The organism is Streptomyces sp. 3MP-14 (assembly GCF_006334905.2).
GTDB lineage: Bacteria > Actinomycetota > Actinomycetes > Streptomycetales > Streptomycetaceae > Streptomyces > Streptomyces triticirhizae.
Genome location: NZ_VDLZ02000001.1, coordinates 230019 through 243727, shown reverse-complemented (window position 1 = coordinate 243727; position 13709 = coordinate 230019). Strand labels below are relative to the sequence as shown.

Below are 13709 nucleotides of genomic sequence, written 5' to 3'. Positions count from 1 at the left end.
GCGTGCGGCCGCCGCGCACGCCGGGCGCACGACCAGGACACGCGCCGGCGCCACACCCGGCGCACCCGCCACCCCCGACGCCGGCCACGCCCCCGTCGCCGTGCCGGACGAGGCCACGCTCGCCGCGCTCGACGCCCAGTGGCGGGCCGCCAACTACCTGTCCGTGGGCCAGATCTACCTGATGGCCAACCCGCTGCTGGCCGAGCCGCTGCGCCCCGAGCACATCAAGCCCCGGCTGCTCGGCCACTGGGGCACCACGCCCGGGCTCAACCTCGTGCACGCCCACCTCAACCGGGCGATCGTGGAACGGGACCTGGACACCATCGCGATCTGGGGTCCAGGACACGGCGGGCCGGCGCCGTTGGCCAACTCCTGGCTGGACGGCTCCTACACCGCGGCCTATCCGGACGTGACCAGGGACGCGGCGGGGATGGGGCGACTGTTCAAGCAGTTCTCGTTCCCGGGCGGGGTGCCCAGCCATGTGGCGCCGCAGACGCCCGGCTCCATCCACGAGGGCGGCGAGCTGGGCTACTCCCTCGCTCACGCCTACGGCGCCGCCTGCGACAACCCCGATCTGCTGGTGGCCTGCGTGATCGGCGACGGGGAGGCGGAGACCGGGCCGCTGGCCGCGTCCTGGCACGCCAACAAGTTCCTCGACCCGGTGCACGACGGCGCGGTGCTGCCGATCCTCCATCTCAACGGCTACAAGATCGCCAACCCGACGCTGCTGGCCCGGATTCCCGAGCCGGAGCTTGACCAGCTGCTGCGCGGCCTGGGCCACGACCCGCTCTATGTGGCCGGCGAGCAACCGGCGCAGCTGCACCGGGAGTTGGCGGCGGCGCTGAACACCGCGCTGGATCGGATCGCCGATCTGCGCTGGGCGGCGCGGGAGCAGGGCGTGCGGGCCCGCCCGCGCTGGCCGATGATCGTGCTGCGCACCCCGAAGGGCCTGACCGGCCCCGCCGAGGTGGACGGGCTGCCGGTGACCGGCACCTGGCGCGCGCACCAGATCCCGCTCTCGGACCCGAGGGGCAATCCGGCGCATCTGCGGCAGCTGGAGGAGTGGCTGCGTTCCTACCGGCCCGAGGAGCTGTTCGACGCGGACGGCCGGCCCACCGCCGGGGTGCTGGAGCGACTGCCGGTCGGCGACCGCAGGTTGGGCGCCAACCCGCATGTCAACGGCGGGCTGCTGCTGCGCGAGCTGCCCCTGCCGCCGCTGGAGGAGTGCGCGGTGGAGGTGCCGACGCCGGGCGCCGAGAGCCACGCGCCGACCCGGGCGCTCGGCGGGATGCTGGCCCGGGTGATGGCGGCCACCGCCGAACGCCGCGACTTCCGGCTGGTCGGCCCGGACGAGACGGCCTCCAACCGGCTCCAGGACGTCTACCGGGCCACCGACAAGGTGTGGCAGACGGCGATCCTGCCGGTGGACGAACACCTGGGTCACGACGGCCGGGTGATGGAGGTGCTCTCCGAACACCTCTGCCAGGGCTGGCTGGAGGGCTATCTGCTGACCGGCCGGCACGGGCTGTTCTCCAGCTACGAGGCGTTCGCGCACATCGTCGGCTCGATGGCCAACCAGCACATCAAGTGGCTGCGCACGTCCCGCCGGCTGCCGTGGCGGCGGCCCATCGCGTCGCTGAACTACCTGTTGACCTCGCACGTCTGGCGGCAGGACCACAACGGGTTCTCGCACCAGGACCCGGGCTTCGTCGACCAGGTGCTCAACAAGGCGCCCGAGGTGGTGCGGGTCTATCTGCCGCCGGACACCAACACGCTGCTGGCCGTGGCCGAACACGTGCTGCGCAGCCGGGACTACGTGAACGTGGTGGTCGCCGGCAAGCAGCCCTGCTTCGACTGGCTCGACCTGGACGCGGCCCGGGCGCACTGCGCGGCCGGCGCCGGGATCTGGGAGTGGGCCGGCTCCGAGGGCGGCGCCGGCGGCGCCCCGCCCGAGCCCGACGTGGTGCTGGCCTGCGCCGGCGACGTGCCGACCCAGGAGGTGCTGGCCGCCGCCGACCTGCTCCGCCGTCACCTGCCCGAACTCGCCGTCCGGGTGGTCAACGTGGTGGACATCGCGCGGCTGATGGCGCCCGAGGACCATCCGCACGGGATGTCGGACCGCGACTACCACGCGCTGTTCACCCGCGACCGGCCGGTGATCTTCGCGTACCACGGCTATCCGTGGCTGATCCACCGGCTCACCTACCACCGCGACAACCACCCGCAGCTCCATGTGCGGGGCTATCTGGAGGAGGGTTCGACGACGACGCCGTTCGACATGGTGGTCCGCAACGACCTGGACCGCTACCGGCTGGTGATGGACGTGATCGACCGGGTGCCCGGGCTCGCGGTGCGGGCCGCCCGGGTCCGCCAGCGGATGGCCGAGACCCGCTACCGGCACGGCCGTTGGGTCACCGAGCACGGCACCGACCTGCCCGAGGTCGCCGACTGGCGCTGGGGCGCCCTGGCCTGAGCGGGCACCAGCCGTCGGCCGGCCCGCCGCCCCGATCCGACGCCACTGACGTTGCGTCACCGTTCGAGCACGGTTCGTCAACGTCGGGCGCATCCTCCCGCTGGGGCGCTCGTTGATGACTTCGCCGGAGCGCCCCCGGGGCGAACCCCCCGCCCCGGGGCCCGTGACCAGCGTCACCCCGCCAACGGCAAACCAAGCGGCTCCCCAGGAGGTCACACCAGCATGAGGATCTCGTTCCTGCTGCACAACGCGTTCGGGATCGGGGGCACGATCAGGACGACGTTCAACCTGGCCCAGGCCCTCGCCGAACGCCACGAGGTGGAGATCATCTCCATCCTCCGCCACCGCGAGGAGCCCAACTTCTCGCTCGACCCCCGGGTGCGGGTGCGCGCCCTCGTCGACCTGCGCACCGAGCGCGACGACCCGCGCCACCGCAGGCCGCCCAAGGTCTTCCCGGCCGCCGAGTACCGCTTCGACCAGTACAGCGCCCTCACCGACGAGCGGATCGCCAACTGCCTGGCCGGCCTGGACTCCGACGTGGTCATCGGCACCCGCCCCGGGCTCAACGTGCACCTCGCGCTCCAGGGCCCGCGCCACGCGGTGCTGGTCGGGCAGGAGCACCTCACGCTCGACAACCACCCGCCCGGGCTGCGCAACGAACTGCGCCGGGTCTACCCGCGGCTGGACGCGTTGACCACCGTCACCCACGCCGACGCCGACGCCTACCGGCGCAAGATGCGGCTGCCCGGGGTGCGCGTCGAGGCGCTGCCCAACAGCGTTCCGCCGCCCGCGCTGCCGCCCGCCGACTCCTCGGCGAAGATCGTCGTCGCCGCCGGCCGGCTGGTCCGCGTCAAGCGCTACGACCTGCTGATCCGCTCCTTCGCCAGGGTCGCCGCCGAGCGCCCCGACTGGCAGCTGCGGATCTACGGCCGGGGCGAGGAGCGCGAGAAGCTGCGCGCCCTGATCAACGAACTCGGCCTCTACAACAACGTGTTCCTGATGGGCCCGGCGCCCGCCATGGAGGCCGAGTGGGTCAAGGGCTCCATCGGCGCCTCCACCTCCAGCTTCGAGCCGTTCGGGATGACGCTGGTGGAGGCCATGCGCTGCGGGCTGCCCGTGGTCAGCACCGACTGCCCGCACGGGCCCGGCGAGATCATCACCCCGGGCAAGGACGGCCGGCTGGTCCCGGTCGGCGACCAACACGCCCTCAGCGAGGCGCTGTTGGACCTGATCCAGAACGACGAGCTGCGCCGCACGATGAGCGAGGCCGCGCTCGCCAACTCCCGGCGCTTCGACCCGGTGCCGATCATCGAACAGGCCGAGGCGCTCTTCACCGAGTTGCACGAGGCCAAGGCGAGCGGCCGCAGGGCGAAGCCGCCGCTGCGGGTCAGGGTCGGCGCGCGGCTGGTCAACCGGGGCCATCTGGTCCGGGACGCCGCGTTCGCCGCCGCCGTGTCCACCATGCGCACCATGCGAAGGGGTAACCGTTGAGCCAGGCCACCGTCGAGGAAGCGCCGCGCGTCGACTGTCGCGTCGACCGGGAGGGGCGGATCACCTTCGAGCTGAACCTCCCCGAGGCCCGCGCGCCCCAACTGCTGCTGCGGCTGCGGCCCAAGAAGGGACAGGAGGAGACGACGGGGCACGCCGTCGAGCTGGTCGCGGTGCCCGGGACGCCGGGCCGCTGGCGCGCCGAGCTGGGCGCCAACCCGCGCCTGGGCGAGGGCCGTTGGGACGCCTATCTGCTGCCGGAAACCGACCGCCCCCGGCTGCGGGCGCTGCCCGGGCTGCGCGACCTGCGGATGCTGGCGCCGACCACCTCCGTCGAACCCGCGCTGGACGAGGGCGTGTTGCGGGTGCGCCTCCCCTACACCACCAAGGACGGCTTCCTCTCGGTCCGCGCCTGGCAGCGCGCCGGGCACGCCGAGGTCGACCGGCTGGAGCCGGGCCAGCACGCGGTGACCGTGCACGGGCGGCTGCTGGGGCCGGAGTTCGGGCCGGGCGCGGCGGCGATCCTGCGCCGCAGGGGCAAGGAGGGGCCGGAGCGCGAGACCGCGCTGACGGCCGGCGAGAACGGCGCGTTCACGTTCACCGCCGACTACCGCGAACTGCCCACCGAGCCGGGCGCGGCGGCGGTGTGGAACGTGTTCGTGCGCCCCGCCACCGACGCCGGGCCGGTCCGGGTGGGCCGGCTGCTCGACGATGTCGCCGACCGCAAGAACGTCTTCGTCTACCCGACCTCGACGGTGCGGGGCTTCACCTACTGGCCCTACTTCACGCTCGACAACGACCTCTCGATCCAGGTGGACCCGGCGACCGAGGTCCCCGGCGACTGACGCCCCGGGCGCGCCGCCCCTCCGGCGACTGACACCCTGGAACGAGGGAAGGCTCGTCGGGCGGGGCCCGGCGGCGCGCCCGGGGAGACACGCGGAGGAGCGGGGAGAGCGATGAGCGGTGGGGACGGGCACGACGGCGTGAACGAGGGCGCGCGCGACGGCGTGCCCGGTACGCCCGGTGCGCCCGGTGCGCCCGACGTGCGCAACCAGGCGACGGGCGTGGTGCACGGCGGGCTGATCCAGGCCGGGACGATTCAGTCGCTGACCGTCCGGCATCCGTCCGAAGCGCCGCCCGTTCCCCGGGAGCTCCCGGCCCCCGACCCGGGGTTCGTCAACCGCGCCGCCGAACTGGCCGTGCTCGACGAGGCGTTGCGCCGCTGGACGGCCGAGGAGGCCCAACGCCCCGCGTCGCTGGTGCTCGTCGGCCCCGACGGCCTGGGCAAGACGCAGCTGGCCCTGGAGTGGGCCGACCGCAACAGCGCGCACTTCCCGGACGGCCAGCTGTATGTGGACCTCGCCGCCGTGCGCCAGCCGGGCGGGGCCGTCGACCTGGGCGAGGTGGCCGCCGGTCTCGCCCGACGCCTCGGCGTCAGCGCCGACTTCATCCCGCCCGACGCCGCCGGGCGGGTCGCCGCCTACCGCTCCGCCACCTTCGGGCGCCGGCTCCTGCTGGTGATCGACAACGCCGAGCACGAGGCCGAGGTGCGCGCCCTGCTGCCGCGCCACGGGATGGTGATCGTCACCAGCCGCCGGCCGCTGGCCAGGCTGCGGTTCGACGGCGCCCGCTCCCTGGTGCTCGACGGGCTCGACACCGCCGCCTGCCGCGCGCTGGTCCGGTCCTGGCTGGACGAGAGCGAGGTCAGCGACGCGACGCTGAGCGCGCTGGTACGGGTGTGCGGCGGGCGTCCTTTGACGCTGCGCGCCGTGGGGGAACGGCTGCTGGACGGCTCGGGCGCCAGCGTCCAGCGGGTGGTCGCCGAACTGACCGCCGACGCGGCCGAGCAGCGGCGCCTGGCCCGGGCCAGCGACGGAGGGGACACCACGATGTCGGACGCGTACACCCGGGTCTACCGGAGCTTCCCGCCGGCCACCCGCCGGCTCTACCGGCTGCTGGGCGCGCTGCCCGGGCCGACCTTCCCGCACGAGCTGGCGCTCGGCCTGGGCGGCCAGGACCGCTCGGCGGCCAGCGCCGGCCTTGCCGAGCTGGCCGGCGCCCGGCTGGTGCGGCAACTCGCCCCGGGGCACTGGGCGTTCCCGGACGCGATCCACCGGCACGCGGCCACGCTCGCCGACCAGAGCGAACGGGAGGAGGCGCTGCGCTTCGGCATCGACTTCGCGGTCGCCGCCTGCGAGCTGACGGACTGGACGGTGCTGGGTGAACGGCTCCGCCTGGCGGGCACCGAACGACGGCCCGAGATCCCCATCCTTCCCGAACTCCGCTCCCCCGGCGCCGCGTTGGACTGGACGGAACGCGAACTCGCGACCCTGCTCGCCCTGCTGCGGGCGGCGGCCGAGCGCGGCCGCCACGAACCGGTGTGGCTGATGTGCCAGGCGCTGTGGGCGTACTTCCACAGCCGCAAGCCGTACGCGGCCTGGATCGAGGCGCACCTGCTGGGCATCGAGGCGGCCCGCTGGGCGGCCAGGCCCGACGCGGAACTCCGCATGGTCAACCAGCTGGCCCGTGCCTATGTCGAGCTGGGGGACCACCCGGCGGCGCGCGAGGCGCTGGAGCCGGTGGAGGCGCTGCTGACGACGGTGGAGAACCCGCAGCTGCGCGGCACCATCCACGAGACCAGGGGCGTCCTGGCCCGCGCCACCCACCAGCCGGCCGAGGCGGCGGACCACTTCCGCGCGGCCCTGGAGGCCAACGCCGGCGACGAGCGGGGCATGGCCCTCCAGGGCTACCAGCTCGCCGGCGCGCTCCTCGACCTCGGCCAACCGGAGGCGGCGCTGGCCGAGTTGGACCGGGCCCAGGCCCGGGTGCCGGACGCGCGCCACGCGGCGCTGCACGCGCGGATCGGCATCGTCAGGGGCGAGGCGCTGCGCGACCTGGGCCGCCGCGAGGAGGCGGTCGCTGCCCTGGACGCCGCCGCCGGGCTCGCGGAGCGGCTTGGCCTGTGGGCCAAGGCGGAGGGGGCGCTGAAGACGCTGAGCGAGTGGGTCACCGATCCGGCGGCGCGGGCGCGGGTGGAGGACCGCCGCGCGGCGATCCTCCGCCGGGCGGGTGTTCTCTAGCGGACGGCGCGGCGCCGGCGGCCGCGCCGACGGCCGCGCGGCGGGACGAGAGCCGTCCCCGGGCGGGGAGCGGGGGCAGTAGCCCCGCGTGGGCGACACCGTCGTGCCGGCCCTCGACCGGCACGCGGCCCGGGCGTTCACGGCCGGCGGGCGGGGCGACGCCGAGCTGAGCGGACGACGCCACGGGCGTGGCGCCCAGCCCGTCAGGACGACCGACGGCCAGCTCGTCAGGCCCCGCGCGCCGGCGGCCCCCCGGGCCGCTCGGCCGCTACCGGTCAACCCCCGGAGGGAGAACCCGCACCCGGGTCTCCGTCGTGCCCGTGCGGATGGTCAGGCGTTCGGGGAGGTCGCCCGTCTCCAGGGCCAGGTGGACGGCCGCGCCCAACAGCACCGGGTCGAGGACGGGCTCGGGCGCGCCCCAGCCGCGCGGGGCGTGGGCCTCGGCGACGGTTCCGTCGCGCAGCCGCAGCAGATGGCGGCTCTCCCCCAGCGCGGCGACCGCGACCGAGAGCCACGGCTGCTGGGCGAAACGGCGCTCCAGCCAGCGTTCCGGCGGCAGTTCGCCGCGCGGCTGGCGGCGGGCCGCCACCTCCGCCGTCTGGGCCACCGCCGACCGCGTGCCCTCCTCCGCCGTCACCGCGAAGAAGCCGCGCGCGCCGGCCCGCGCGGGGTCCACCGGATGGCGGGTCAGCCCGACGGTCTCGCCCTCGGCGCGCCCCACGACGTCGAAGGCCGTCGGGCCGGCGCCGGTCGCCGGCGTCGGGTCGGGGTAGCGGGCGGGGCGCGGATCGTCGGCGGGCGGGCGGACGCGTTCGCCGAGAAGTTCGTAGAAGAGGCGTTGCAGCACGGCCGCCGAACGGTCGGTCAGCCCCAGCGCCTGCCCGGTCACCGGGCGCAACACCTCGGCCTGGTGGGCGCGTTCGGCGGCGCGGAGCTGGTCGAGCAGGTCGCCCCCGGGGTCCAGCCGGGGCGCCGACGTGCCGAAGGCGTGCATCGGGGAACGCGGGTCCAGCTCCGCCTCGCCGCTGGCGGCCAGCAGGGTGGCGCGCTCCAGGCCGGCGCCGTAGAAGGTGACGGAGCCGGTGTCGCCGACCACCACGTCGGCGGCGATCAGCGCGGCCTGCCAGCCGCGCTCCGGACTGACCAGCCGCAGCCCGGCGTCCAGGGCGTGGCGCAGCCGCCGGTCCACGCCGAAGGGGGTGTCGTCGGACCAGATGTTGGGGTGCAGCACGAGCGCCACCACGTACTCGTCCACGGGCAGCGCGCGGACCAGGCGCTCCGGGAGTTCGGGGTGGCGGCGGATCAACGAGTGCGGACCCCAGGTGGAGTTGAGCACCACCAGCCGCCGGCCGCCGGTCGCGCCGAACGGCTCCCTGAAGTGGTCGCGCCAGTCCAGGTTGGCGCGCATCCGGTCGAAGCAGGGGTCGCCGACGACCCGGGCGTGCGGCAGGGCCGGCGGGCAGCTGACGGCCAGCCGGTCGAGCTGCTCCTCGTGGGAGAGGCCGATGACGTCGGGCACCACCCGCCCCCGGTGGAGCAGTTCGCGGGGCGAGAGGCCGGCCGACGAGGTGGCGTCGCCGGTGGAGCGGCGGGTCAGCCGGTTGTAGCCGACGCCGTGCGGCAGCACCACCAGCGGTCGGCTGAGGCGGCGCATGGAGCGGTTGACGGCGCAGGCCACCACGAGGTCGAAGCGGCGTCGGGTGGCCTCCCGCCAGGGGAGCACCGTGCCGCGCTGGTGCGCCAGATAGTCGGCGAGCCCGCCGTCGAAGGTGGAGCCGGGGTTGACCGTGAAGGAGACGGTGATGCCGTCCTCGGCGCGCAGCAGCGGCAGCACGTCGAGCAGTCTGGTCGCCGAGGTGAGGTTGCGCACCACGCCCAACACCTCGACCGGCCCGCCCCGTTGCCCGCCACCTCGCCGCCCCACGGGGGCGCGGCGGCGGGGAGCGACGGGGAAGAGGGGCACGGGAACTCCGGGGCTCCGGGGGACGGTGAGACGGGCTGGGGCGGCGGGCCGGGATGGTGGTCCTGGGGTGGTTGGGCCTGGGGCGTTGGGCGGTCGGAGCAAAGGGTAGCCAACAGGGGGCGACAAGGCCCCCGTTCGTCCCCGTGTCCCCCCACCACCCGCGTCTTTGGCGTTCGCGCGCCATCAACCTCCCGCCACGCGTTGGCGGATGCAAAAGCCGATCCCGCCGGCTAGCGTGGAGAAGGCGTGGGGAACGGGACATGGGCGGGGTGGGGAAGATGGACCTGCTGGCCGAGATGGGAACGGTACTGGTCGAGGGTCGGCGGGTGCCGGTCATGGACTCCGGGGGCGGGGCCAGGGTCCCGGTGATGGTGGCGCTGCACGGCACGTTCGGGCGCGGCGCGGTCTTCAAGCGGCTGGCGCGTGACCTCTCCGGGCTGGTGCGGGTGATCGCCCCCGACCAGCGGGGTCACGGCTGGAGCGAACCGGTCTCCGACGGCTACGGCCGCGAGGCGTTCGTGGCGGACGCCGCCGCGCTGATCCGGGCGTTGGGGACCGGCCCCGTGGTGCTCTACGGGCACTCGCTGGGCGGCATCACCGCCTATCAGGTGGCGGCGCGCCACCCGGAGTTGGTGTCTGCGCTGATCGTCGAGGACGTGGGCCCGGTGATGCGGCGGCCCGAGGTGCCGCATCCCACGCTGGACGTGCGGGGCTGGCCGCGCAGGGCGGGCACCCGGGCCGAGCTGAGCGAGCTGATCGAGCGGCGGGGCGTGCCGGACCCCTCCTATTTCCTCCGGAGCGCGGTGCCGGACGAGGACGGCTGGCGGATGCTGCTCGACTGGGACGTGATGATGGAGGTGCAGCGGGGCGGGGTCGGCGACTGGTCGGCGGACTGGCGCGGCTCGTCCTGCCCGGCGCTGCTGCTGCGCGGCGAGGAGTCCACGCTGCTGCCGGCCGCGCTGGCCGACCGGATGGTGGCCGAGCGCCCGGGCACCGAGCGGGTGGACTTCCCGGGCGCCGGCCACTGGGTGCACGACGACGCCCCCGTCGCGCTGGCCGGCGCGGTCACGGCGTTCCTCCGCGACCACGGCCTGCTGAGGACGGCCCCGAGCGCCGGCGGGGCCTGACCGGTCACGGCGAACGGTTTCCCCGAATCCGTTCCCTTTTCTTCTTGCGCGAGTGAGCCAGGAAAGCGACGGAAAACGCCTCCCGAATTCCGGGGGGCGATACGGGACAACGCCTCCCGAGTAACGCGTTCGCTTGACGACGCGAAAAGCGCGCGGGAAATGCGCGGCGGCCGGCGCCACCGGTGGTGTCCACGGGGTGAGATGGGTCCCGGGGCCCGCCGTCCGGCCGTCGCCGGACGACCGTGCAGCGACTTCGTGGCCGCCCGCGCGGTCTGCTACCGTGCATCTCTCAACTCACCCTGGAAGGATCACGCGGTGACTGACCTGCTCCCGACCACCCCCTATCGCGGTACCAGAGATCTCCTGCCGCAGGAGATGTCGGTCAGGCAGCAGTTCTTCCATCCGCTCTTCGAGGTTATCGAGAGTTATGGCTTCGGCCGCTATGACGGCCCCATTCTGGAGCCGGTCGAGATCTACGAGGCGAAGTCCGGCGAGGAGATCGCCAACCAGCAGCTCTACTCGTTGACCGACCGGGGCGGGCGGCGGCTGGCGCTGCGGCCGGAGATGACGCCCTCCGTGGCGCGGATGATCGCGCGGAACCTCGGCAGCCTCCACCTCCCGGCCCGCTGGTACAGCCATGTCATCTGCCACCGCTACGAGCGCCCCCAGCGGGGCCGGCTGCGCGAGCACTGGCAGATCAACGTCGACATCTTCGGCTCCGACAGCGTCAACTGCGAGATCGAGCTGTTCGAGCTGATCCACGACATGATGGGCTCGCTCGGCGCGACCCGGGAGATGTGGGCGCTGCGGGTCGGCGACCGGGTGCTGCTGGAGAGCATCCTGCGGGACATCGTCAAGGTGCCCGAGGACCGGCGGCAGGAGGTGGCCTCGCTCGTCGACCGGTGGGCGAAGTACCCGCGCGAGAAGCTCGCCGAGGACGCCGAGAAGTTGTCGCTCACCCCGGCCCAGTTCGACCTCCTGGAGGAGACCCTCGCCAGCGGCGCCGAGGTGCTGCGCGCGGTGCCCGACGAGGTGGCCGAGCGGTCCCAGGTGGTGAGGCTGCTCAACAGCGAGGCGCGCGAGCTGGTCACGTTCGACCCGTTCATCGTGCGCGGCCTCCAGTACTACACGGGCACCGTCTTCGAGGTGTTCGACCTGCACCCGGAGAACCGCAGGTCGCTCTTCGGCGGCGGCCGGTACGCCGACCTCGCGGGGCTCTTCACCAAGCAGCGCATCCCGGGCATCGGCTTCGGCATGGGCGACGTCACCCTCCAGGACTTCCTGGAGACCCACGGGCTGCTGCCGAAGCCCAGGCCGCAGGCCGACGCCGTGGTCATCCCGCTGGGCGAGGCGCTGCTGGCCGAGACCCGGCGGATGGCGGGCGTGCTGCGCCGGGCCGGCGTCCGCACCAGCACCCCGCTGGAGCCGCGCAAGCTCAGCAAGGAGCTGTCGGTGGCCGACCAGCTGGGCGCCAGGGTCGCCGTGGTGGTGGCCGAGGACGAGTGGCGCAGGGACGCGGTGCTGGTCAAGGACCTCGCCACCCGGGAGCAGCACGAGGTGCCGGTCGCCGAGCTGGCCGACCGGGTGACCGCCGTGCTGGCCTCCCCCGCGCCGTAGCCCTTCCCGCTCGCGAACTCCCCGTCGCCGGCGGGGAGTTCGTCGTTTCTCGGGCCGGGCCGCCCGCGCGCGGGTGTTCTCCGGGGTCGCCCGGCCTCGCCCGGGCGACGGCGTTTGACGGGCGCCGGGGACGGTCACGCGGTTCGATGGGACGAACGGGCGCCCGCGCCCGGCGAACCGAGGAGGTGGCCGAGACGATGCGCTTCGCTGATCGGCGGGAGGCCGGGCGGCGGCTGGCCCGCGAGCTGGCGCCGCTGCGCGGCCGGAACGTGGTGGTGCTCGGGCTGCCCCGGGGCGGCGTCCCGGTGGCCGCCGAGGTGGCGACCGCGCTGGGCGCCCCGCTCGACGTGGCGGTGGTGCGGAAGCTGGGCCTGCCGGCCCAGCCCGAGCTGGCGATGGGCGCCATCGCCGAGGACGGCGCCCGGGTCCTCAACGACCAGGTGGTGGGCGGTGCCCGGGTCAACGAGGACGCGCTGGACGGGGTGGAGGCCAGGGAACGCGCCGAGTTGGACCGCCGCTCACTCGCCTACCGGGGCGAGCGGCCCCGGGTCTCCGTCGTGGACCGCACCGTGGTGGTGGTCGACGACGGGATCGCCACCGGCGCGACGGCCAGGGCCGCGTGCCGCTCGGCGCGCACCAGGGGCGCGGCCCGGGTGGTGCTGGCGGTGCCGGTCGCGCCGACCGACTGGGAGCGGCGGATCGGCGGCGAGGCCGACGAGCTGGTCTGCCCCGAGGTGGTGGACGACTTCCTGGCCGTTGGCCAGTTCTACGCGGACTTCGCGCAGACCACCGACGAGGAGGTGGTCGAGCTGCTGCGGCGCGGCAGCGCGCGGGCGGTGGAGATCCCGGCGGGCGGGGTCACCCTGCCCGGTGAGTTGACGCTGCCGGCGGAGGCGACCGGCGTGGTGCTCTTCGCGCACGGCAGCGGCAGCGGGCGGCACAGTCCGCGCAACACCTTCGTCGCCGAGGCGCTCGCCCAGGCGGGCCTGGGCACGCTGCTGTTCGACCTGCTGACCGAGGGCGAGGCGGCCGACCGGGCCAACGTCTTCGACATCGGCCTGCTCGCCGAGCGGCTCGGCCACGCCACCGACTGGGTGCGGGAGCACGGCGCGCCGCACGACGGGCTGCGGATCGGCTACTTCGGCGCCAGCACGGGCGCGGCGGCCGCGCTCTGGGCGGCGGCCGACCCGGCCTCGCCGGTCGGCGCGGTGGTCTCCCGGGGCGGCCGCCCCGACCTCGCGGACCGCCGGCTGTCCGAGGTCCGCTGCCCGACGCTGCTGATCGTGGGCGGCAACGACGAACGCGTCCTGGAACTCAACCGCGCGGCCGAACAGTCCCTCCAGGGCCCGCACGAGCTGACGGTGATCCCCGGCGCGACCCACCTCTTCCCCGAACCGGGCGCGCTCTCCGAGGTGACGGCCCTGGCCAGGGACTGGTTCCTCACCCACCTGGGCCCGAGGCCCTGACGGGCCTCGGGCCGAAGGACCGCTGGCGGTCCGGCGGGACGGGAGGTTGGTGGGTGGGGGCGACTGGGAGGCGTCGGCCGGCCGAGCCGGCCGGCCGCCGGGCAACGAACGGGCCGACCCGGCAGGGGCGAACAGGCCCACCGGCACGGGACGAACCGGCCGGCCGCCGGGGGACGAAACCGGCCGGTCGGGCGGGAACCAACGGCCGCCCGGGCGGGACGAGCAGCCGAGCGCCCTGGGACGAACCGGCCGACCAGGCAGGGACGAACAGCCGAGCGCCCTGGGACGAACCGGCCACTCGCCCGGAGGCGAACGGGCTTACCGGGCGGGAACCATCGGGCCGACTGGGCGGAGGCAACCGGCCGCCCGGGGCAGGGACGAACAGCCAACCGGTGAGGCGAACGGGCCGGCCGGGCGGGGACGAGGTGGCACGCCGACGCGTCGAGGGGGCGGTGGGCCGGCCGACGCGCGGTGGGCGGGGCACGGTGAGGGGCG

The 13709-nt window shown here is 74.9% G+C and carries 8 protein-coding genes; 7 read left to right on the top strand and 1 reads right to left on the bottom strand.

Translation table 11 applies throughout. The features are described 5' to 3' along the window. The first annotated feature begins 100 nt into the window (after positions 1-100). The 4 genes from FH609_RS01030 (at position 101) to FH609_RS01015 (ending at position 7041) form a co-directional block, all read left to right on the top strand. Complete coding sequence (locus tag FH609_RS01030; RefSeq protein ID WP_139665912.1) at positions 101-2473, top strand: phosphoketolase; 2373 nt, start codon at positions 101-103, stop codon at positions 2471-2473. Between the two features lie 222 nt (positions 2474-2695). Then, complete coding sequence (locus FH609_RS01025) at positions 2696-3964, top strand: glycosyltransferase family 4 protein (RefSeq protein WP_139665706.1); 1269 nt, start codon at positions 2696-2698, stop codon at positions 3962-3964. Next, a complete protein-coding gene (locus FH609_RS01020; RefSeq protein WP_139665707.1) occupies positions 3961-4806 on the top strand; it encodes a transferase in 846 nt (281 codons plus the stop codon). The genes FH609_RS01025 and FH609_RS01020 overlap by 4 nt, the downstream gene beginning before the upstream one ends. A 111-nt stretch (positions 4807-4917) precedes the next feature. Beyond that, positions 4918-7041 (top strand): tetratricopeptide repeat protein, encoded by a 2124-nt coding sequence (locus FH609_RS01015; RefSeq protein ID WP_139665708.1) that lies wholly within the window; start codon positions 4918-4920, stop codon positions 7039-7041. Positions 7042-7309: 268 nt separating this feature from the next. Here the strand turns inward: FH609_RS01015 and FH609_RS01010 are convergent, their stop codons facing one another. Continuing rightward, positions 7310-8914, bottom strand: a complete 1605-nt coding sequence (locus tag FH609_RS01010) for a hypothetical protein (protein ID WP_226961296.1) — start codon at positions 8912-8914, stop codon at positions 7310-7312. A gap of 350 nt (positions 8915-9264) precedes the next feature. Between FH609_RS01010 and FH609_RS01005 the strand changes: the two genes are divergently transcribed. The 3 genes from FH609_RS01005 (at position 9265) to FH609_RS00995 (ending at position 13214) form a co-directional block, all read left to right on the top strand. After that, a complete protein-coding gene (locus tag FH609_RS01005) occupies positions 9265-10131 on the top strand; it encodes an alpha/beta fold hydrolase (protein WP_226961295.1) in 867 nt (288 codons plus the stop codon). 315 nt (positions 10132-10446) lie between these two features. Beyond that, positions 10447-11748, top strand: a complete 1302-nt coding sequence (gene hisS, locus FH609_RS01000; protein ID WP_139665709.1) for a histidine--tRNA ligase — start codon at positions 10447-10449, stop codon at positions 11746-11748. Positions 11749-11945: 197 nt separating this feature from the next. Next, positions 11946-13214, top strand: a complete 1269-nt coding sequence (locus tag FH609_RS00995) for a phosphoribosyltransferase family protein (protein WP_139665710.1) — start codon at positions 11946-11948, stop codon at positions 13212-13214. Positions 13215-13709 lie beyond the last annotated feature (495 nt).